Genomic DNA, 20,314 nt, shown 5'->3' with positions numbered 1-20,314 from the left:
ATCGTTCGTCCTCCTCGCACTCGTTCCTGTGGTCCTCAGTCCAGGACCCGGTCCAGCTGCCACGCGGCGCAGACCCCCGCCGGGGGTGCCACCAGGTCGAAGACCCCGCTCGGGCTGTGCCGCCCTGCCCGGGCCTCCACCCGCCACACCTCCTGGTCGGCGCCGGTCTCGAGCGCCAGCCCCTCGGCCTCGGTCACGTAGCGCCACCACGGGTGGCGGCGCCGCCAGCGGTCCACCACCTCGCACACCACGTACAGACGGCCCCTCCAGACGAAGGCGTCCGGTTGACCGGCCATCCCCTGCGCCCGCACCTCCACGGCCTCGGCACATCTCCTCATCGCACGTTCCTCCTCTCGGTCCCGCTCCCCACTCCGACCCTGAGTTGGAAGAATGTTCCACTTCTGACCGCACAACCAGACGGTACGCCTGTTCGACTTCCGCGGTCAAGACCCATTCACCCATACGACACCGACAACCTCCCCCGACCGGCACCAACGCCCCGCTCACCACCCCGTCCAGCGCCCCACCCAACGTCCCCTCATCGACGCCCCCGAGGGGCGAGTCCCCAGGCGGCCACCTACGATGAGGGCGTGACGTCACACCCCCTCGGAGACGCCTTCCAGGCCGCGATCAGCGCGAGCACCACCGCACAGATCGCCGAGCACCGCGCCCAGCTGACCCCCATCGATCCCGCCGCCGACGAGCTGGCCCAGGCCATCGAGTCCCTCATGCAGGGCGGCAAGCGCCTGCGCGCCGGGTTCCTCACCTGGGGCCACGTGGCCGCCGGCGGCGTGGCCGACGAGGCCACCCTGCAGGCCGCCACGGCGATGGAGTTCTTCCAGGCCGCCGCCCTGCTCCACGACGACGTCATGGACGACAGCGACACCCGCCGCGGCGCCCCCGCCGCCCACCGGGTCTGGGCCGAGCGCCACCGCGAGCACTCCTTCGACGGCTCCCCCGACGACCACGGCCTCGCCGGCGCCATCCTGGCCGGCGACCTGTGCCTCGTCTGGGCCGACGCCGCCTTCACCGGCTGCGGCTGGGCGCCGGAGCAGATGGACCGCGCCCGCCCCACCTGGAACCTCATGCGCACCCAGCTGATGGGGGGTCAGTTCCTCGACATTCTCAACGCCGCCCGCCCCTGGGAGACGCTCGATGCGACAGCCCGCCACGAGCGCGTCCGTCGCGTGATGCAGTACAAGAGCGCCAAGTACTCCATCGAGCACCCCCTGCTCATCGGCGCCGACGCCGCCGGCGTGGACCCCACCACCCGCCAGCACCTCAGCGACTACGGCCTGCACCTGGGGCTCGCCTTCCAGCTGCGCGACGACGTGCTGGGCGTCTACGGCGACCCCTCGGTGACCGGCAAGCCCGCCGGCGACGACCTGCGCGAGGGCAAGCGCACCGCCCTGGTGGTGGGCGTGCTGGACGGCGCCGACCCCGCGGACGCCGAGCGCTTCACCCAGCTGCTGGGCTCACCGGAGCTCACCGCGGACGACACCACGTGGATGCGGGAGCTCATCACCTCCAGCGGCGCGGCCGCGCGGGTGGAGCAGCAGATCGACACCGACCGTGACGAGGCCCTCGCCGCTTTGGACCGGGCCCGTCCCACCCTGGAGGCGGGCGCCGTGGACGCCCTGGTCGAGCTCGCCCACCTGACCACGCGCCGCGCGGCCTGACCGATGGGGTGAGCTCACCCCATCGGCCTCGTCTCACCAGGCGGCTTCGGCCGCCCGCCGACGGATCTCCGTCTTGTGACCGGCGTGGAGGTCCTCGATGGCCGAGCCCTCACGCAGGGTCTCGTCGGGCTCGAAGAGCCAGCGGATGACGTCCTCGTCGGACATGCCCCCGTCGGCCAGCACGGTGATGGTCCCGGTGAGGTGCTTGAGCACGCCACCGGAGTCGAAGAAGCGCGCCGGCACCTGCAGCGACTGGTTCTCCCCGCGCCGCAGCCCCACGACCTCCCGGTCCTTCACCAGCTGGCGCACGGCGCTGACCCCCAGGTCCAGCCGCTCCACCAGGTCGGGCACGGTCAGCCACTCGATGCTGTCGAGCAGGTCCGGCTGGGCCGTCATCAGACACCTCCGAGGGTCGGGTCGTCACTGATCATCTGCGCCACCAGCAGCGCCAGCTCCAGGCTCTGGTTGCGGTTGAGGCGCGGGTCGCAGGGGCTCTCGTAGCGGGAGCCCAGGTCGTCCTCCCGGACCGGCACCACGCCACCGATGCACTCGGTGACGTCGCTGCCGGAGAGCTCCACGTGCAGCCCACCGGGCACCGTGCCCAGCGCGCCGTGCACCTCGAAGAAGCCGCGCACCTCATCGACCACGTCGTCGAAGCGGCGGGTCTTGTGGCCCGTGGTGCTGGTGAAGGTGTTGCCGTGCATGGGGTCGGTCAGCCACACCGGCTGGGCGCCCAGGTCGCGGACGGCCTCCACCACCGGCCCCAGCGTCTCGCGGATGCGGCCCGCCCCCATCCGGGAGATGAAGGTCAGGCGGCCCGGCGTGCGGTGCGGGTCCAGACGGTCCACCAGGCGCCGCACGTCGTCGGGCGTGGTGGTGGGGCCCAGCTTGACGCCCACCGGGTTGGTGACGCTGGCCAGGAAGTCGATGTGCGCCGCATCGGGGTCGCGCGTGCGCTCGCCACACCACAGGAAGTGGCCGGAGGTGGCGTACGGGTTGCCCGTGCGGGAGTCGATGCGGGTGAGCGGCTTCTCGTAGTCCAGCACCAGGGCCTCGTGGCTGGCGAAGAACTCCGTGGCGTGGAAGGCCGGCGAGTCGGCGCCCACGGCCTTGGTGAAGCGCAGGGCGCGCTCGATGCCGCGGCTCACCTCGGCGAACTCGCGGGTGGCCTCGGTGCTGGCGTCCGCACCCCAGGTGGTCAGGTTGCCCAGGTCGGCGTAGCCACCGGTGGTCCAGGCGCGCACCAGGTTCAGGGTGGCGGCGCTGGCGTTGTAGGCGGCCAGCATGCGCTGCGGGTCGTGCTCGCGGGCGGCGCCGTCGAAGGCGAAGGCGTTCACCATGTCGCCCCGGTAGGTGGGCAGCTCCACGCCGTCGCGGGTCTCGGTGTCGCTGGAACGCGGCTTGCCGAACTGCCCGGCGATGCGGCCGATCTTCACCACGGGCACACCGGCGCCGTAGGTCATCACCGCGGCCATCTGCAGCAGGACGCCCACCCGGTCGCGGATGTTGACCGCGGTCACCTGGTCGAAGGTCTCGGCGCACTCGCCGGCCTGCAGCACGAAGCGCTCTCCCCGGGCGGCGGCTCCCAGGTGCTCGGTGAGGGTGTCGCACTCCTCGGCGAAGACCAGCGGGGGGTAACGGCGGAGCGTCTGCTGCACCTGCCGGGCCTGCTCCGCATCGGGCCAGGTGGGCTGCTGGGCGGCCGGCAGGTCCGCCCAGTCCACCACGTGGGCCAGCGGGTCTGCGTGGGTGATTCCGAACGAGGCGTTCATGAGCCCTCCGCTGATCGTCGACTCTTGACCACACTGGAGTACTCGTCGACGTACTCCTGGCCGGTGATGGACTGGATGCGGCGCATGATCTCGTCGGTGGCGGCCCGCAGGTCGTCACGACGGGGGTGCAGAACCGCCCGGTTCTGCTCCTCGGCCGACTCGCCGGCATGCAGCGACTGCACGAACGAGGTCACGTCGAAGGGCTCGTCGAAGGTGGCGGTGAAGCTCCGCACCTTGGGCACCGAGGCCTCGATGGGCTGGATCTCGTCCACGCCCACCAGGCCCACCGGGACGACCGGGGAGCCGGTGGCCAGGGCCAGGCGGACCACACCGGTGCGCCCCCGGTAGAGGCGGCCGTCCGGGGAGCGCGTCCCCTCCGGGTAGATCCCCAGCAGGTTGCCGTCCTTGAGCACCTGCTCGGCCTCCCCCAGCGCGGCGAGGCTGGCGCGACCCCCGGACCGGTCGGTCGGGATCTGCCCGACGCCCCGGAAGAAGCCCGCCATGACCTTGCCCTTGACCCCGGGCTGGTTGAAGTACTCGGCCTTGGCCGGGTAGCGCAGCTGGCGCGGCACCACGAGCGGCAGGGCGATCGAGTCGAAGAAGCTGCTGTGGTTGGCGGCGATGATCGCCGGACCGTTGCGGGGCACGTGGTGCAGCCCGTGGACCACGGGCCGGTACAGCGCCGTGAGCGCCGGGCCCAGCGCCACGTTCTTGAGGGTCCAGTAGAGCACCTGTTCTCCTGCGTCTCGACACGACCACCACGCGGTCCGGGCGTGGTGGCAGTCCTGCTCGACGGTGTTCCTGCACCGCGGGCCCCATCCTTCCACGCCCACGACCGTGCCCCCGTGTCAGGATGGTCTCCATGGCGCCCCCCACCCCCGTCATCGAACCGGTCACCCCTCCCCTGCCCGGCGGAGAGGGCCGGCACCTGCCGGGGCCGCAGGGCTCGGCCCAGGTGGTCTTGTGCCACGGCTTCACCGGGACGGCGCAGTCGCTGGGGCGCTGGCCCGAGACGCTCCAGCAGGCCGGGTTCTCCGTGGACGTTCCGCGGCTCCCCGGGCACGGACGCACCTGGCAGGCGGCGAACCGGACCGGCTGGGAGGACTGGTACCGCATCGCCGAACGGTCGCTCCTGCGCGCCAGCGAGCTCCGCCCCGCCGTGGTCGGCGGCCTGTCGATGGGGGGCGCGCTCGCCCTGGCGCTCGCCGTCGCCCACCCCGGCCGGGTGGCCGGTGTGATCTTGGTCAACCCGGCCGTCGCGGCGGTCAACCCCTTCGTGCCCCTCACCCCCCTGGTGCGCCACGTCCGGCCGTCGATGCCCGGCATCGCCGGCGACGTCGCCGATCCCGACAGTCCCGGTGAGCTGGCCTATGACCGGGTGCCCATGCACGCGTTGAACTCCCAGCGGGCCCTCTGGCGGGGAGTGCGGCGGCGGGCGCGCGAGGTCACCTGCCCGGTCCTGCTGCTGCGTTCGGCCGTGGACCACGTGGTGCCGGCCCGCAGCAGTGCCAGCATCCTGCGACGGATCTCCTCGACGGACGTCCGCGAGGTCGTGTTCGAGAACAGCTTCCACGTGGTCACGCTCGACCACGACGCCCCCCGCGTCCACGAGGAGTCCGTGGCCTTCGCCCGCCGGGTGACTGGCGACCAGTGAGGCCTCAGCTCGTGGGCCGCTCGTCGAGCATGATCGAGGCCGCGCCGATGACGCCCGCGTCGTTGCCCAGGCTCGCCAGCACCATCTCCGGCCACGGGCGGTAACCGCGACCGGTGAGATTGCGGTGGAAGGCCCGGCGAGCGGGCTCGAGCAGCAGGTCGCCGGCAGCACTCACCCCGCCGCCGATGACGATCGCCGCCGGGTCGAGGATCGCCGCGAGGCTGGCTGCGCCCTCGCCGATCCAGACCCCGAGCTCGTGGATGAGCTCCGCCGCCGCGGGGTCGCCCTCCTCGGCCACCTTGGTGACGTCGCCCCCCTCGAGCGCGTCGGGATCGCCCCCGCAGGCGTCGCTGAGGCGAGCTGCGTGGGGGGTGCCGGAGCGGATGAGGTCGCGGGCCTCGCGGACCAGGGCGCTGCCCGAGCCGTACTGCTCCCAGCAGCCTCGGTTGCCGCACCCGCAGCGCAGGCCGTCGCGCACCACGCGCATGTGGCCGATCTCGGCGCCCACCCCGGCAGCGCCTCGCAGGAGGGTGCCGTCGTTGACGATGCCGCCGCCGATGCCGGTCCCGACGGTGATGAGGGTCATGTCGTCGTGGTCCCGGGCAGCTCCGTGCCGGAACTCCCCCCAGGCTGCCGCGTTGGCGTCGTTCTCCAGCCGGATCGGCAGGTCGACCTGGGCGGCCACCTTCGCCTTGAGGGGCTCGTCCCGCCACGCCAGGTTCGGGGCGAACAGGATGGTCTCACCCGCGGCGTCCACCAGCCCTGCACACGCGATGCCGGCACCCACGACGTCCTCGCCCCCTGCCTTGCCCTGAAGGTCCTGGATGACCGTGGTCACGGCCTCGACGATGGCTCCGACGTCCTCGGCGGGGGTCTCGACCCGGGTCCGCTGGAGAATCTCGCCGTCCCGGACCAGGGCCCCAGCGATCTTGGTGCCTCCGATGTCGACACCGATGGCGAGGGACATACGACCTCCACAGAGAGAACGGACGGGCGGTCCGGCACGGGCGCCGGACCGGTGGGACCACCGGACGTGCCGGAGGCTGGCTCAGTCTGCCTGATGCTGGGCCCGGTCCACCACGATCTCGAGAGTGGCCCGGGGCACACCCCGGGCCGCCAGGTGGTCCCTCAGCTCGGAGGCGTCCTCCAGTTCCGGGGTGCCCCAGGCAGCGTCCACGTCGGCGACCAGGCCGGGCCGGGGGTCCGCGAGTGCCGCGACCGCCCGGTGTGCGGTGCGGTAGTCCTCGGTGCGGTAGTCCTCGGCGCGGGCGTCCGGGGACGTCGCTGCCGAGGGGTCCGACGCCGCGAGTGATCCCGGTGGCGAGCCGTGCGCGACCCACTCCGCCACCCCCTCGCGCCACCACTCCGGCTCGGCGGGGTCGATCACCTGGTCGTAGCGGGCGTGGACCAGCTCGTGCCGGAGCACCAGGCCACGGTCCGCCGGTGACAGGTCCGCCACCCCCGGGTGCAGGACGACCTCGACGCTCCCGTCGCCCGGAGACGGACAGTCCACGGCCGTGGAACCACCGGGGGACACCTGGAGTCCCCGGGTGAACCCCGGGACCGCGTCCGTGCCACCCAGGGCCTCGAACTCCTCGCGGTCCTCCACCAGGCGCACCACGACGTCTCGCGGGCCGGGCCGCGCCTCCCACCGACTCCGGACGAGCTCGTCGGCCGCGCGGACCTCATCGGGCCACGGGGTGCCGCCGGCCCCCAACGCGCCCAGACCTCCTGAGGGACCGGCACAGGACGGGGCGCCCCGGCTCCACTCACCGGGCGGGCCACCCGATCCCCCCCCGCACCGGCGGACGATTCCGTACCCCCGGCCCCCGGCACGGGACCCTGCTCTCCCCCGCACGCCGTCACGAGCACAGCGGCACAGAGCACCCCCGCCGCCCAGGGTCCAGCGCGGCGCGGAGAAGGGTGCATCACACCATTGTGACCACCCGACCCGCACCCGCCGTCGTCACGACCTCGGCCCGCAGGCCCAGCGCCGTCCCGAGCTCCACGAGGCCGCCGCGCACGAGCGCCGCGACGGCCTCCTGCTCGCGGGGGTCCAGGTGGTCCTCGCCCCCGCCGCCAGCGGCTCGGCGGGGCGAATCGCCCCCCAGGTGGGTGGAACAGGCCGAGCACCCGGTCGACCCCGGCCGGACGGTGTCCTGCTGCGTCATCCCGTGCTGCTGCATGGTCGTCTCCTCCTCGGATCCACGGGCGGGTTCAGCACCTCGCCCTGACACGAACCCACGCTAGAACACACGACCGACAACATCCGTCCCCCTGTCCACATCCCCCCGGTCGCCGGAGGTTGTCGGCCCTCGCGTCTACGGTGCCGCCATGCCGCACAGCACCCCGCCCCGCCACGGCATCCAGGGCAGCTTCGAGGATCTGGGCACGCCGTTGGCCGACGTGACCTTCGTGGTCTTCGACCTGGAGACCACGGGGACCAGCTCGGCCGACAGCGAGATCACCGAGTTCGGGGCGGTCAAGGTCCGCGGCGGCGAGGTGGTCGGCGAGTTCCAGACCCTGGTGCGCCCCGCCGCGGGCATCCCCCCGTACATCCAGGTACTCACCGGCATCACGACTGCCATGGTCTCGGCCGCCCCCTCCATCGAGCACGTCCTGCCGAACTTCCTGGAGTTCGTGGGCGATGCGGTGCTCGTCGCCCACAACGCCCGTTTCGACACCGGCTTCGTCCGGCGCGCGTGCGAGCGGACCGGCCGCCCGGCGCCCGGCAACCCCGTGCTCGACACCGTCCACCTCGCCCGGCAGCTGCTCCCCCGCCCCGAGGTGCCCAACCACAAGCTCTCCACGCTGGCGGCGTACTTCCGGGCCGAGACCACGCCCTCCCACCGTGCGCTCGACGACGCACGGGCCACCGTGGACGTGCTCCACGGGCTCATCGAGCGGGTGGGCCCCTTGGGTGTGCACTCGCTCGAGGAGCTGCTGGCGTACAGCCGGCACGTGCCGGAGGCGCGGCGTCGCAAGCGCACCTTGGCCGCCGACCTGCCTGAAGCCCCCGGCGTCTACCGCTTCCTCGACGCAGCCGGTGAGGTGCTCTACGTGGGCACGGCGGTCAACATCCGCCGCCGGGTGTCCCAGTACTTCACGGCCTCGGAGACCAGACGGCGCATGGGGGACATGGTGCGCCTCGCCGAGCGCGTGGTGCCGATCGTGTGCCCCACGGCACTGGAGGCCTCCGTGCGGGAGCTGCGCCTCATCGCCGAGCACCGGCCCCGGTACAACCGCGCCGGGCTCAAGGGCGCCTCCCTGCCCTACGTGCGCCTGACCGACGAACCCTTCCCCCGCTTGTCCGTGGTGCGCGCGGTCTCGGACGATGCGGCGACCCACATCGGCCCCTTCCCCTCGGCGAGCGCTGCGAAGGAGGCGGTCCAGGCCCTCCATTCGGCCCTCCCCCTGCGTCAGTGCACCAGCCGCATCACCGAGGCCTCCGCCGCCCGCACCACGACCGCCTGCGCCCTGGCCGACCTGGGCCGATGCGGCGCGCCCTGCACCGGCGCCATCTCCCGCTCCGAGTACGCGGAGGTCACCACCCGTGCGCGCGCTGCCCTGGCCACCGACCACCGCGAGGCCTGGCAGGCCCTGGCGGTCCGGATGGACGAGCTCGCGGGCGCCGAACGGTACGAGGAGGCGAGGGTGCTGCGGGACGGCGCCCGCGCCTACCTGCGGGCAGCCGCCCGTAGGCAGCGGCACGAGGCACTGGCCGGTGTCCGTGAGCTGGTGGCCGCCGCCCCGATGCGGGGTGGCGGCTGGGAGCTGGTCTGCATCCGCCACGGTCGCCTCGCCGGGTCGGCCCTGGCCCCCCGGGGTGTCGACCCCATGCCGGTCGTCGAGGCACTGACCGCCACGGCAGAGGTGGTCCGGGCACGGACCGACGGCTCCCCCGCGGCACTGCCGGGTGAGACCGACCTGGTCCTGCGCTGGCTGGAGGCCGAGGGGGTGCGCCTGGTCACCGCCTCGGACGGCTGGACCACCCCGGTGCACTCCGCCGCCGCCGTCACCGATCTGCTCGAGGAGGCTGTCGCCGCCGACCTCCCCTCGACCCGGTCCCGCCGCGGCCCCCGGCGCTAGGCTGGGCCCATGATCTCCGCCATCGTCCTGATCCACGCCGAGTCCGCCAAGATCCCGCAGGTGGCCCAGAGCATCGCCGAGATCCCCGGCATCGAGAAGGTGTACTCCACCGCCGGCGCGGTCGACCTCATCGCCGTGGTGCAGGTCGAGCGGCACGAGGATTTCGCCGACGTCATCGCCGACCGGCTCAACAAGGTCCAGGGCGTCACCGACACCGAGACCCACATCGCGTTCCGTACCTACTCCGCGGACGACGAGGCCCAGGCGTTCGCCATCGGCCTCGACGGCTGAGGCGGCCCACCGCGCCGGTCAGGCCGGCGGGTCGACCCGGTGGGTCACGCCGGGTAGGTGGTGCCGCCCGAGGCCCGCACCCAGTCGGCCAGGACCCGCTGGGTCGAGCCGTCCGCGATCGCGGCACGCGCAGCCCGGACGCTGTCGGCCACCAGGGCGTCGAAACCCGCCTGGTCCAGCGCCCGGTCGACCGGTGAGGCTGCGGCGAGAGCCAGTCCCGCATTGAGGACGGCCGCCTCGGTGGCCGGCAGGTCGGCCCCTCCGAGGACCTGATGTGCGATCTCGGCGTTGTGCGCGGCATCGCCACCCCGCAGCTCCTCGGTCGTGTGGTGGCGCACACCCACGACCGCCGGCTCCAGCACGAACTGCGTGACGACGCCGTCACGCACCCACCGGACGTCGGTCGGCCCAGCGGTGCTCGCCTCGTCCAGGCCCTCCCGCCCCCGCATCACCACGGCGGAGGTGCCCCGGTCGGCGAACACCCCGGCCAGCAGGTCCATCACGGACTCCTGCGCACAGCCCACCACCGAGACCTCGGGACGCGCCGGGTTGGTGATGGGCCCCAGGATGTTGAAGGCGGTGGGCACGCCCAGCCCACGGCGGGCAGGGGCCGCGAACCGCATCGAGGGGTGGAAGGTCTGGGCGAAGCAGAAGGTGATGCCCGCCTCCTCGGCCACCCGACCGACGTCCGCGGGCTCCAGCGCCAGATCCACCCCCAGTGCCTCCAGCACGTCGGCGGCGCCCGACTTCGAGGACGCGGCCCGGTTCCCGTGTTTCACCACGGTCACACCGGCGGCCGCCGAGATGACACAGGCCATGGTGGAGATGTTGACCGTGTCGAAACCGTCTCCCCCGGTCCCGACGATGTCGACCACGCGGCGGCCCTCACGTCGCAGGGGCAGCGGCACCGAGTGCTCCACCATCACGTCCGCCAGTGCGCGGACCTCGGCCACGGACTCCCCCTTGGCCCGCAGGGCCACGAGGAACCCGGCCACCTCGACGTCCGACGCCCGGGCGGACATCACCTCATCCATGGCCCACGATGCGGCGTCCCGTCCCAGGTCCCTGCCAGCCAGCAGCTCCGAGAGGATCGAACGCCACGTGAGGTCACCGGAACTGGTCGTCATGCCGCCAGCCTAACGACGCCCCGGGACCCTCCACCGGAGCGGGTCCGGGCCGAAAAGTGCGACGCGCCGTCGTAGAGGGGGTGACCCTCCCCGGTTCACGATGGGCCATGGTCCATAATGCTCAGGTGGCGACTGCGAACTACTCCCCTGCTCCTGCCGAGATCCGCTCCAATGCACTCGGCCCGGTGACCCGACCCAACATGGCTGCGGTCGGGACGATCGTGTGGCTCGGCTCCGAGCTCATGTTCTTCGCCGGTCTATTCGCGATGTACTTCACTCTGCGGGCCGTAGCCCCGCAACTGTGGGACCTGCACACTCCCTCGCTGAACGTCCCGTTCGCGCTGGGCAACACGATGATCCTGGTGATCTCCTCCGTGTGGTGCCAGCTCGGCGTGATGAAGGCCGAGCACGGCCAGTCCTCCCGGACCGGCAGCCTCCTGCAGGTCGGCAAGTGGGGCATGCGCGAGTGGTACGTCTTGACCTACATCTTCGGCTCGGTGTTCATCGCCGGCCAGGTCTTCGAGTACGCCGAGCTGGTGCACGAGGGCTTCACCCTGCAGACCGACTCCTACACGTCGATCTTCTACCTGGCCACCGGCTTCCACGGCATCCACGTGCTGGGTGGACTCATGGCCTTCCTGTTGATCATCGGCCGGACGTTCACCACCCGCCACTACTCGCACTCGCAGGCCACCGGCGCGATCGTGACGAGCTACTACTGGCACTTCGTCGACGTGGTGTGGATCGTCCTGTTCGCCTCGATCTACCTGCTTCGGTGATGGCCCCCTCGCCCCGCCACCCCCAGTTCGCCCCTGAGTCCTCCGACGATTGGTCCGACCGATGAACTCCCTCCTCGAATACCGGCGCCACCCCGCCGCGATCTTCGTGTTGCTGCTGGCAGCCCTGGCCGTCATGGGCGGTCTCTACATGGCCCTCAAGCCCTCGGAGGTGCGCGCCGAGACGGCCGCCATGTCCGCTGAGGACGTGGAGGAGGGCAACAAGCTCTTCCAGGCCAACTGCGCCACCTGCCACGGCGCGAACGGCGAGGGCATCACCGATGCCGGGCCGTCGCTGGTGGGCGTCGGCGCCGCCGCCGTCGACTTCCAGGTCGCCACCGGCCGCATGCCGCTGGCCGCCCCCGGTGTGCAGGCCATGCGCAAGGAGCCGCAGTTCGACCAGGAGCAGATTGACCAGATGGCCGCCTTCGTGGCCAGCCTGGGCGACGGCCCGGCCGTCCCGGAGGAGCAGTACACCGACCTCGAGGGCGCTGATGCCGCCCACGGCGGTGAGCTCTTCCGCGTCAACTGCGCCATGTGCCACAACTTCAACGGCTCCGGTGGTGCCCTGACGCGCGGCAAGTACGCCCCCTCCCTGGAGGGCGTCAGCCCCAAGCACGTGTACCAGGCCATGGACACCGGCCCCCAGAACATGCCGGTCTTCAGTGACTCCAACCTGTCCCCCCAGGACAAGGAGGACATCTCGGCCTACCTGGACGAGATGCACAACGCGCCCAACCAGGGTGGTAACGACCTCGGCAACCTCGGCCCGGTGGCCGACGGTGTCTTCATCTGGACCCTGGGCATCGGACTCTTCCTCGGTGCTGCCTTCTGGCTGACGAGGAAGTCCAGCTGATGCCCCCTGCCCACATTCCCGCCCACGGAGAGGACGCCATGTCGCACGGCTCCAACCGCCCGGTGCCCCACGGTGGTGACTCCCACCACGAGGTGGTGCCGGAACACTTCGAGAACCCCGGCCATCCCCCGCACGTCCTGCGCTGGGCCGACGTCGACCCCAAGGCTGCTGCACGCGCCGAGCGCCAGGTTGCAGGTCTGTTCCTGCTGTCGATCCTGGGCACCTTGGGCTTCATCGTGGCTTACTTCTGGATGGACCAGGACGCGGTGGGCACCATCCCCGGCATCGGTTCCCAGAACCTGTACCACGTGGTCCTCGGTGTGACCATGGCCCTGTCGCTGCTCGGCATCGGCCTGGGCATCGTCCACTGGTCCAAGACCCTGATGGACGACCACGAGGTCACCGAGGAGCGCCACGTGCTGGCCGCCGACGCGGAGACGCGTCAGGGTTTCGCCGACACCGTGGCCGAAGGCCTGGAGTCCTCGCAGATCATGCGTCGCCCCCTCATCAAGTACACGCTCGGTGGCGCCATGGGCCTGTTCGCCCTGCCGCTGGGCATCCAGCTGGTCGGCTCCATGGGCCCTCTCCCGGGCAACGACCTGGCGGAGACCTTCTGGGCCGAGGGCAAGCGTCTGGTCACCGACCCGGACGGCATCCCCGTGAAGGCCTCCGACGTCACGCTGGGTTCGGTCTTCCACATCCTGCCCGAGGGCATCAACGACGCCGAGCACCCGCTGGACGAGAAGGCCAAGGCCTCCGTCCTGCTCATGCGCCTGAACCCCGACGACATCAAGTCGGACAAGCAGCGCGACTGGGGATACGAGGGCATCGTCGCCTACTCCAAGATCTGCACCCACGTCGGCTGCCCGGTGGCGCTGTACGAGCAGCAGACGCACCACCTGCTGTGCCCGTGCCACCAGTCCACCTTCGACGTGACGGAGGACTGCAAGGTGATCTTCGGCCCGGCCAAGCGCCCGCTGCCGCAGCTGAAGATCTCGGTGGACGACGAGGGTTACCTGAAGGCTGACCAGGGCTTCGCGGAGCCCGTTGGTCCGAGTTACTGGGAGCGTGAACTGTGAGCACCGCTGCAGAGTCCCGCACGGCGCGTCGCACGCGCCCGGCACCCGCCGCGCCGACGCAGCGCGGCCCCATCGAGAATGTCGCCACCTGGGTCGACGCACGCACCGGCGGTGCGGGTTTCTCGAAGTACCTGATGCGCAAGGTCTTCCCGGACCACTGGTCGTTCATGATCGGTGAGATCGCCATGTACTCCATGGTCATCTGCCTCATCACAGGCGTCTTCCTGACCATGTGGTTCATCCCGTCGATGGCACACACGGTGTACGACGGCGACTACGAGCCCCTGCGCGGCATCGGCCTGTCCGAGGCCTACGACTCGTCGCTGGCGATCAGCTTCGACATCAAGGGCGGTCTGCTCATGCGGCAGATCCACCACTGGGCCGCGCTGATCTTCATCGTCGCGATCATGCTCCACGCCCTGCGCGTGTTCTTCACCGGCGCGTTCCGCAAGCCGCGCGAGATCAACTGGGTCATCGGTTGCGCGCTGTCGATGATCGCCATCTTCGAGGGCTTCATGGGCTACTCGCTGCCGGACGACCTGCTCTCGGGTACCGGTGTGCGCGCCATGCAGGGCTTCCTGATGTCCGCCCCGATCGTCGGTACGTACTTGTCGTACATGCTCTTCGGCGGCGGCTTCCCCGGCGAGCTGATCATCCCCCGCTTCTACGCCTTCCACGTGCTGATCATCCCGGCCATCCTGGTCGGCCTGTTCGCGGTCCACATCATCTTGGTGGCCGTGCACAAGCACACCCAGTACCCCGGGCCGGGTCGCACCAACGACAACGTCGTGGGCTTCCGCGTGATGCCGGTGTACGCCGCGAAGGCCGGTGGCTTCTTCTTCATCGTGTTCGGTCTGACGGTGCTGATCTCGGCCCTGGTCACGATCAACCCGATCTGGGCCTACGGGCCCTACGAGCCCACACAGGTGACGGCTGGTTCACAGCCTGACTGGTACATGGGCTTCGCGGACGGCGCCCTGCGACTGCTGCCTGGTTGGCTGGAGTTCGTCCTCTTCGACCGGACGTTCAGCATGAACATCTTCCCGGGCTCGCTGTTCCTGATCCCGTTCATGTACGGCCTGGCTATGGTCTACCCGTTCCTCGAGGCCTGGGTGACCGGCGACGACCGTGAGCACCACCTGCTGCAGTACCCGTACAACGCGCCGGTCCGTGCCGGTCTGGGTGCCGCCTTCGTCACCGTCTACGTGGTCCTGTGGGCCGCGGCCGGTAACGACCTCATGGCCATCAAGCTGGGGCTGTCGATCAACGACATCACCATCGCCCTGCGGACGCTGTTCTTCGTCGGCCCGGTGATCGCCTTCTGGGTCACCAAGCGCATCTGCCTCTCGTTGCAGCGCCGCGACCGCGAGAAGGTGCTGCACGGGCGCGAGTCCGGCCGCATCGTCCGCACGCCGGAGGGCCGCTTCTTCGAGGCTCACGAGGAGCTCTCGCCCTACGAGCGCTGGAATCTCGTGCAGCACCCCGACTACCGGGCGCTGACCGCCGAGGAGATCGCGGGCACCGACGAGAACGGTGTGCAGCGCAAGCCGTCCTTCATGGACAAGTCGCGCGCGAAGATGACTTCGTTCTTCTTCGAGGACCGCATCCCGGCCGTGACGCCGGCCGAGCTCGCCGAGGCCCACGCCGACGAGCACCACGCGCACGACCACCACCTGGCCGCCCAGGCCAGCAACGAGGTGGCTGCCGTGGAGGAGACGCTGCAGGGCCAGAAGCGCCACTGACGCACTCCCCCGCTTGAACGGGCCGTCCTCCTTCGGGAGGGCGGCCCGTTCTCGTGCTCACCCCGCCGCGGTTTGGCGACCCCGTGGCACGTCGCCACGGCTGGCGTACTCTGCCCTGCATGGCCGCCTGCTATGCCCTGACGCTCGAACAGTTCGAGGAAGCTGTGGGCGATGCCCTGGACCGATTGCCAGAGGCCTTGATCGACCGTATGGACAACGTGGTGATCCTCGTCGAGGAGGAACCTGACCGTGCGCAGTTGGAGAGCATCAGCGCTCCGGGCGCCCACGCCGAGGGAACGGTGCTGTACGGCCTCTACGAGGGCGTCCCCCTGCCCCAGCGCGGGGGGTTCATGCCGCCCCCAATCCCTGACCGCATCTTCATCTTCCGGGGGCCCCTCTCTCGCGCATACCGCACGCCCCACGCCTTGCGGGAGCAGATCGCCGTGACGGTGCTGCACGAGGTGGGCCACCACTTCGGCATCGACGACGACCGGCTGCACGAGCTCGGCTGGGCCTGACCTCACCGGACGCCGCCGCGCGGGACTCACTCCGCCGCCCGCCCTGCGCTGCCCGCCTGCCTGCCTGCCGTCGCAGCGCGCGCTCCCCGCCCACCTGCGCGCCGTCCACTACCGCGTGGGGCTCACTCCACCGCGTCACAGCACGGCCGAGCATGCCTGGCACGGTGCAGGTAGCGCACTCTCTGACCCTCCTGCCCGCCAGGCCGCCCCCCGTGGGACTCACTCCACCGCGCCACAGCACGGTCACGTGAGCCTGCGCCGGTGTAGCTGGTCCGTTCCCTCTCCGCACGCCCCTGCCCCGCCAGGCCACGGGCGCAGTTTCCGCCCACCCGGCCCGCCACCGCCGCGCGGGACTGCGCTGGTGTGACATGGCTGCACAACGACGCGGCCCCGCCCTCCCAAGGGAGGACGGGGCCGCGTGGCGCGGTGGTCAGGACGTCAGGCGCGGTGGCTCAGACGTGGTGGGCGCCGGAGAAGTACTCGTAGACCCAACCGATCACGGCAAACACCAGGAACACGGAACCGATGTAGACGATCCACCAACCCATGGCCACGCCGAGGAAGACCACGGCAGCAGCCAGGGCCAGCCACAGCGGCCACCAGGAGTACGGGGCGAAGTGACCGTAGTGGCCGGAGATCTGGTCGATGTGTCCATACCGGTCGTCCTCCGGGCGCAGGCCCGGCAGGGTCTTGGCCGTGACACCGATGTACCAGCCGATCATGGCCACCATCGCCGCGGAGAGTGCGAGCCCGATGGCTCCGACCCACTCGTTCCACCCGGTCCAGAAGGAGTACACCAAGAAGAACAGCACCAGCGGGGGCACCAGGTACCAGAAGAGCTTGCCTTCAACCTTCATGGGTGTCCTCACTTCTCGGTCGTGCGGCCGGCCGCGGGGCCGTCGCTGTAGTTCGCGTCCTCGTGGGACGAGTTGCCACCGTGCACACCAGCCATGTCCGGCTCGTCCACCAGAGAACCCAGGACCTGGGAGTCAGGGGTCGGGGCGTCCAGAGCTGCCACCTCCGGGTGGTTCATGTCGAACACCGGACGCTCGGAGCGGATCCGCGGGATGGAGTTGAAGTTGTGACGCGGCGGCGGGCAGCTGGTGGCCCACTCGAGCGAGGAACCCCAACCCCACGGGTCGTCGGTGTTCACGTACTCGCCCTTCTTGTGGGTGATGTACACGTTCCAGAAGAACGGCAGCATTGATGCACCCAGAATGAACGATCCGACCGTCGAAATCTGGTTCAGGAGGGTGAACCCGTCCTCGACCATGTAGTCGGCGTAGCGACGGGGCATGCCCTCGACGCCCAGCACGTGCTGCACCAGGAAGGTGGTGTGGAAGCCGATGAACAGCATCCAGAAGTGCAGCTTGCCCAGCGGTTCGTTCAGCATCTTGCCGGTGAGCTTGGGCCACCAGAAGTAGAAGCCGGCAAACATCGTGAACACCACGGTGCCGAACACCACGTAGTGGAAGTGCGCCACCACGAAGTAGGAGTCGGTGAGGTGGAGGTCCACCGCCGGGGCGGACAGAACCACACCGGTCAGACCACCGAAGAGGAAGGTCACCAAGAAGCCCAGCGACCACAGCATCGGGGTCTCAAAGCTCAGGGAACCGTTCCACATGGTGCCGATCCAGTTGAAGAACTTCACACCGGTGGGCACCGCGATCAGCATGGTCATGACGGCGAAGAAGGGCAGGAGCACCTGACCGGTGCCGTACATGTGGTGGGCCCACACCGACATCGACAGCGCCGCGATGGCTATGGTGGCCAGGATCAGCGTCTTGTACCCGAAGATCGGCTTTCGGCTGAACACCGGGATGATCTCGGAAATGATGCCGAAGAAGGGCAGGGCGATGATGTAGACCTCGGGGTGGCCGAAGAACCAGAACAGGTGCTGCCACAGCATCGCGCCACCGTTGGAGGGGTCATAGATGTGGGTCCCCACGATGCGGTCGGCCGCCATCGCGAACATGGCTGCGGTCAGCACCGGGAAGACCAGCAGCACCAAGATCGAGGTCACAAGGATCGTCCAGGTGAAGATCGGCATCCGGAACATCGTCATGCCCGGCGCGCGCATGCACACGATGGTGACGATGAAGTTGACCGAACCCAGGATGGTGCCGAAGCCGGCGAGGCCCAGACCCATGACCCAGAGGTCACCGCCCAGCCCCGGGCTGTAGGTCGGACCGGCCAGCGGCTGGTAGGCGAACCAGCCGAAGGAGGCCGCACCCGACGGGGACAGGAAGCTGCCCGCCGCGATAAGCCCACCGAAGAGGTAGAGCCAGTAGGCGAACATGTTGAGGCGGGGGAAGGCCACGTCCGGCGCGCCGATCTGCAGCGGCATCAGGGCGTTGGCGAAGCCCGCGAACAACGGCGTCGCGAAGAGCAGCAGCATCACCGTGCCGTGCATGGTGAACAGCGCGTTGAACTGCTCCTTGGACTGCAGCACCTGCATGCCCGGGTCGAACAGCTCGGCGCGGATCAGCAGGGCCATCAGGCCACCGAGGCAGAACCACGCCACGGTGGTGATGAAGTACAGGTTGCCGATGACCTTGTGGTCGGTCGTCGTGAGGTACTTGACCGCGATGGACCCTGCGCGGGTCTGCGGCCGGGTCACGGGGCGCGCCTCGTCAGCGACGCGGTGCGCTGCCCCCGGGTGAGAGATGGTTGCCATCAGTTGTCCTTCCCGCCCTTGAGCAGCCAGTCGTTGTGGTTCACGTCGCGGTCCTCCACGTCGTTCTCACCCTCGATCAGCTCCTTGCGGTCGTAGCCGGTGTTGAGGAAGCCGGACTTGCCCGCGTCCTCCAGCGCCTGCATCTGCTTGTCGTACTCGTCCCGCTCGACGACCTTCACCTGGAAGAGCATCTCGGAGTGGTACGCGCCGCAGAGCTCGGCGCACTTGCCCTGGTAGGTACCGACCTCGGTGGGCGTCACCTGGAAGCGGTTGACGACACCGGGGATCATGTCCAGCTTCTGGAGGAACTGCGGGACCCAGAAGGAGTGGATGACGTCACGCGCGGTGAGCACGAACTCGGTGCGCTCGTTGACCGGGAGGTACAGGGTCGGCAGCCCCTCGGCCACGCCCTCCTCACCGGTGAGCACGGCCTGCTGACCGGACTCGTGCACGTCGTCGCTCAGGTAGTTGAAGTCCCAGCTCCACTGCTTGCCCGCCACGTGGACGATGTTTTCGGGCTCCTCGTTGAGGCCCATGAGGTCGTTCTCCAGCTTCACGTTCTGCACGAACAGGCCGGCGACCATGACGATCGGCACCACGGTGTACAGGATCTCGATCGGCACGTTGTACCGGACCTGCTTGGGCAGCTCGCTGTCGTCCTTGCGGCGGTAGGCGACGATGCACCAGGCAGTGAGTCCCCAGACGAGCACGCCGACCGCGAGGGCGGCGATCCACATGCCGACCCAGAAGGTCGTCACGCCGTCGGAGTTCTCCGTGACGCCCTCGGGGAGGTAGCCCCGCGCGATCTGGTCTGAACTTCCGCACGCGCTGAGGACCAGTGCGCCCAGGGTGGCCGCGCCGGCCAGGACCGCGGGGCGCTGCCAACGCCGTGTGTTCTCGGGGTGCCTGTGCACTCGATGCCGCCTTCCGTGAAGCAGGGTTCGTCAGTGCACGATCGTGAGATGGAGCACTGCAGTTGTGCGGTCATCCTACCCAACGTCGGAGACGGGTCCTCGGGAGGCTCGCCGCCACGGATCCACGCTCTCGGTGGCGCTCTCCAACCGGCGGAGGTACTCCTGCCGGTCCACGGCGCGCACCCCCATCGAGGCCAGGTGGTCGGTGCGCCACTGGACGTCCACCAGGGCGTGCTCCCCGGCCCCCCGGACCACCCGCGCCATGCCCACCATGGCGGCCTTGGAAGCGTCGGTGACGTGGTGGAACATCGACTCCCCCGCGAAGAATCCCCCGATGCCCACCCCGTAGAGCCCCCCGACGAGATCGTCCCCCTGCCACACCTCGATGCTGTGTGCCCACCCCATGCGGTGCAGCTCGCCGTAGGCACGGCGCACCTCGGGCGTGATCCACGCGCCCTCCCGCGCCGGATCGGCGCAGGCCTCGGTCACCGCATCGAAGTCCTGGTCGATGGTCAGGGTGAAGTGGCGCAGCGACCGCCGCAGCGACCGGCTGACGTGGATCTCCGAGGGCACCAGGATTCCGCGCTCCACCGGGAACCACCAGCCCAGCGGCCCGCGCCCTCCTCCGCCCAGCCCCATCGGAAAGACGCCGTGGGAGTAGGCGGACAGCAAGGTGCCGGGGGCGAGATCGCCCCCGGCACCGAGGAGGTCGTGCTCCGGATCCGCGGCGGCGACGGCGGACGCGAAGTCCAGACCGCAGCGGAACCGCACGCCGGTCAGCTGAAGGAGTCGCCGCAGGCGCAGGAGCTGCCCGCGTTGGGGTTGTCGATGGTGAAGCCCTGCTTCTCGATGGTGTCCGCGAAGTCGATGGACGCGCCCTCCAGGTAGGGGGCGCTCATGCGGTCCACGACCACCTCGACACCGTCGAAGTCGCGGGTGGCGTCACCGTCGAGCGTGCGCTCGTCGAAGTAGAGCTGGTAGATCAGGCCCGAGCAGCCACCGGGCTGCACACCGATGCGCAGACGCAGGTCGTCACGACCCTCCTGGGCGAGGAGGCTCTTGACCTTCTCGGCCGCGACCGGGGTCAGGGTCACGCCGTGCGTGGCCTCGGACGTGGTGGTGTCCTGAACAGTCATGGTG

General features: G+C 70.2%; 22 protein-coding genes. 9 read left to right on the top strand and 13 right to left on the bottom strand.

Annotated elements, in window-relative coordinates:
- Positions 1–35 precede the first annotated feature (35 nt).
- Positions 36–338 (bottom strand): DUF6504 family protein, encoded by a 303-nt coding sequence (locus tag ACEY2A_RS02640; protein WP_374929335.1) that lies wholly within the window; start codon positions 336–338, stop codon positions 36–38.
- Between the two features lie 252 nt (positions 339–590).
- Between ACEY2A_RS02640 and ACEY2A_RS02635 the strand changes: the two genes are divergently transcribed.
- Entirely contained in the window at positions 591–1,679 is a 1,089-nt protein-coding gene (locus tag ACEY2A_RS02635; RefSeq protein WP_374929334.1) for a polyprenyl synthetase family protein, read from the top strand.
- A gap of 33 nt (positions 1,680–1,712) precedes the next feature.
- Here the strand turns inward: ACEY2A_RS02635 and ACEY2A_RS02630 are convergent, their stop codons facing one another.
- Genes ACEY2A_RS02630 through ACEY2A_RS02620 form a run of 3 tightly spaced genes read right to left on the bottom strand, consistent with a single transcriptional unit; the run spans position 1,713 to position 4,182 of the window.
- Positions 1,713–2,075, bottom strand: coding sequence for an Rv2175c family DNA-binding protein (locus ACEY2A_RS02630; RefSeq protein WP_374929333.1), 363 nt, complete (start codon positions 2,073–2,075; stop codon positions 1,713–1,715).
- Complete coding sequence (locus tag ACEY2A_RS02625; RefSeq protein ID WP_374929332.1) at positions 2,075–3,451, bottom strand: class II 3-deoxy-7-phosphoheptulonate synthase; 1,377 nt, start codon at positions 3,449–3,451, stop codon at positions 2,075–2,077. The genes ACEY2A_RS02630 and ACEY2A_RS02625 overlap by 1 nt, the downstream gene beginning before the upstream one ends.
- Positions 3,448–4,182, bottom strand: a complete 735-nt coding sequence (locus ACEY2A_RS02620) for a lysophospholipid acyltransferase family protein (RefSeq protein WP_374929331.1) — start codon at positions 4,180–4,182, stop codon at positions 3,448–3,450. Before ACEY2A_RS02620 ends, ACEY2A_RS02625 begins: the two co-directional genes overlap by 4 nt.
- Positions 4,183–4,313: 131 nt before the next feature.
- Here ACEY2A_RS02620 and ACEY2A_RS02615 point away from each other — a divergent pair, with 131 nt between their 5' ends.
- Positions 4,314–5,105 (top strand): alpha/beta hydrolase, encoded by a 792-nt coding sequence (locus ACEY2A_RS02615; protein ID WP_374929330.1) that lies wholly within the window; start codon positions 4,314–4,316, stop codon positions 5,103–5,105.
- Between the two features lie 4 nt (positions 5,106–5,109).
- Here the strand turns inward: ACEY2A_RS02615 and ACEY2A_RS02610 are convergent, their stop codons facing one another.
- The 3 genes from ACEY2A_RS02610 to ACEY2A_RS02600 all read right to left on the bottom strand — a co-directional run bounded on the left by ACEY2A_RS02610 (position 5,110) and on the right by ACEY2A_RS02600 (position 7,291).
- A complete protein-coding gene (locus ACEY2A_RS02610) occupies positions 5,110–6,072 on the bottom strand; it encodes an ROK family glucokinase (protein ID WP_075867739.1) in 963 nt (320 codons plus the stop codon).
- Positions 6,073–6,153: 81 nt separating this feature from the next.
- Positions 6,154–6,822 carry a hypothetical protein gene (locus ACEY2A_RS02605; RefSeq protein WP_374929329.1) on the bottom strand — a complete coding sequence of 223 codons (669 nt, stop codon included), beginning with the start codon at positions 6,820–6,822 and terminating at the stop codon, positions 6,154–6,156.
- A 211-nt stretch (positions 6,823–7,033) separates the two neighbouring features.
- Complete coding sequence (locus ACEY2A_RS02600; RefSeq protein ID WP_374929328.1) at positions 7,034–7,291, bottom strand: hypothetical protein; 258 nt, start codon at positions 7,289–7,291, stop codon at positions 7,034–7,036.
- Between the two features lie 148 nt (positions 7,292–7,439).
- Here ACEY2A_RS02600 and ACEY2A_RS02595 point away from each other — a divergent pair, with 148 nt between their 5' ends.
- Together ACEY2A_RS02595 and ACEY2A_RS02590 are read left to right on the top strand one after the other, a co-directional pair.
- Complete coding sequence (locus ACEY2A_RS02595) at positions 7,440–9,194, top strand: DEDD exonuclease domain-containing protein (protein WP_374929327.1); 1,755 nt, start codon at positions 7,440–7,442, stop codon at positions 9,192–9,194.
- A gap of 9 nt (positions 9,195–9,203) precedes the next feature.
- The gene (locus ACEY2A_RS02590) at positions 9,204–9,485 is read left to right on the top strand and encodes an Lrp/AsnC family transcriptional regulator (protein ID WP_075867742.1); all 282 of its coding nucleotides are present in this window, start codon (positions 9,204–9,206) and stop codon (positions 9,483–9,485) included.
- Positions 9,486–9,529: 44 nt separating this feature from the next.
- Here ACEY2A_RS02590 and trpD read toward each other — a convergent pair whose 3' ends face one another.
- Positions 9,530–10,612 (bottom strand): anthranilate phosphoribosyltransferase, encoded by a 1,083-nt coding sequence (gene trpD, locus ACEY2A_RS02585; protein WP_374929326.1) that lies wholly within the window; start codon positions 10,610–10,612, stop codon positions 9,530–9,532.
- A 125-nt stretch (positions 10,613–10,737) separates the two neighbouring features.
- Here trpD and ACEY2A_RS02580 point away from each other — a divergent pair, with 125 nt between their 5' ends.
- The 5 genes from ACEY2A_RS02580 to ACEY2A_RS02560 all read left to right on the top strand — a co-directional run bounded on the left by ACEY2A_RS02580 (position 10,738) and on the right by ACEY2A_RS02560 (position 15,583).
- Positions 10,738–11,391, top strand: coding sequence for a heme-copper oxidase subunit III (locus tag ACEY2A_RS02580; RefSeq protein ID WP_015779578.1), 654 nt, complete (start codon positions 10,738–10,740; stop codon positions 11,389–11,391).
- A 61-nt stretch (positions 11,392–11,452) separates the two neighbouring features.
- Complete coding sequence (locus ACEY2A_RS02575) at positions 11,453–12,244, top strand: c-type cytochrome (RefSeq protein ID WP_374929325.1); 792 nt, start codon at positions 11,453–11,455, stop codon at positions 12,242–12,244.
- 38 nt (positions 12,245–12,282) lie between these two features.
- Complete coding sequence (locus tag ACEY2A_RS02570) at positions 12,283–13,323, top strand: Rieske 2Fe-2S domain-containing protein (protein ID WP_374929959.1); 1,041 nt, start codon at positions 12,283–12,285, stop codon at positions 13,321–13,323.
- Positions 13,320–15,065 carry a ubiquinol-cytochrome c reductase cytochrome b subunit gene (locus ACEY2A_RS02565; RefSeq protein WP_075867744.1) on the top strand — a complete coding sequence of 582 codons (1,746 nt, stop codon included), beginning with the start codon at positions 13,320–13,322 and terminating at the stop codon, positions 15,063–15,065. The genes ACEY2A_RS02570 and ACEY2A_RS02565 overlap by 4 nt, the downstream gene beginning before the upstream one ends.
- 119 nt (positions 15,066–15,184) lie before the next feature.
- The gene (locus ACEY2A_RS02560) at positions 15,185–15,583 is read left to right on the top strand and encodes a metallopeptidase family protein (protein WP_374929324.1); all 399 of its coding nucleotides are present in this window, start codon (positions 15,185–15,187) and stop codon (positions 15,581–15,583) included.
- A 452-nt stretch (positions 15,584–16,035) separates the two neighbouring features.
- On the opposite strand, the gene ACEY2A_RS02555 is transcribed toward ACEY2A_RS02560, so the two are convergent.
- From ACEY2A_RS02555 to ACEY2A_RS02535, 5 genes are all read right to left on the bottom strand, one after another.
- The gene (locus ACEY2A_RS02555; protein WP_015779583.1) at positions 16,036–16,440 is read right to left on the bottom strand and encodes a cytochrome c oxidase subunit 4; all 405 of its coding nucleotides are present in this window, start codon (positions 16,438–16,440) and stop codon (positions 16,036–16,038) included.
- Positions 16,441–16,448: 8 nt separating this feature from the next.
- On the bottom strand, positions 16,449–18,260 hold the full coding sequence (gene ctaD / locus ACEY2A_RS02550) for a cytochrome c oxidase subunit I (protein ID WP_374929323.1): 1,812 nt from the start codon (positions 18,258–18,260) through the stop codon (positions 16,449–16,451).
- Positions 18,260–19,174: a cytochrome c oxidase subunit II gene (gene coxB / locus ACEY2A_RS02545; protein ID WP_374929322.1), complete on the bottom strand. Its 915-nt coding sequence runs from the start codon at positions 19,172–19,174 to the stop codon at positions 18,260–18,262. The genes ctaD and coxB overlap by 1 nt, the downstream gene beginning before the upstream one ends.
- Positions 19,175–19,249: 75 nt before the next feature.
- Positions 19,250–19,945: a leucyl/phenylalanyl-tRNA--protein transferase gene (aat, locus tag ACEY2A_RS02540; RefSeq protein WP_374929321.1), complete on the bottom strand. Its 696-nt coding sequence runs from the start codon at positions 19,943–19,945 to the stop codon at positions 19,250–19,252.
- A gap of 5 nt (positions 19,946–19,950) precedes the next feature.
- On the bottom strand, positions 19,951–20,310 hold the full coding sequence (locus tag ACEY2A_RS02535) for a HesB/IscA family protein (protein WP_374929320.1): 360 nt from the start codon (positions 20,308–20,310) through the stop codon (positions 19,951–19,953).
- Between the last annotated feature and the right edge of the window lie 4 nt (positions 20,311–20,314).

It is taken from the genome of Kytococcus sedentarius, assembly GCF_041937525.1.
GTDB classification, from domain to species: Bacteria; Actinomycetota; Actinomycetes; order Actinomycetales; family Dermatophilaceae; genus Kytococcus; species Kytococcus sedentarius_A.
The sequence above is the reverse complement of the archived record's forward strand: the minus strand, read 5'-3'. Positions and strand labels throughout refer to the sequence as shown.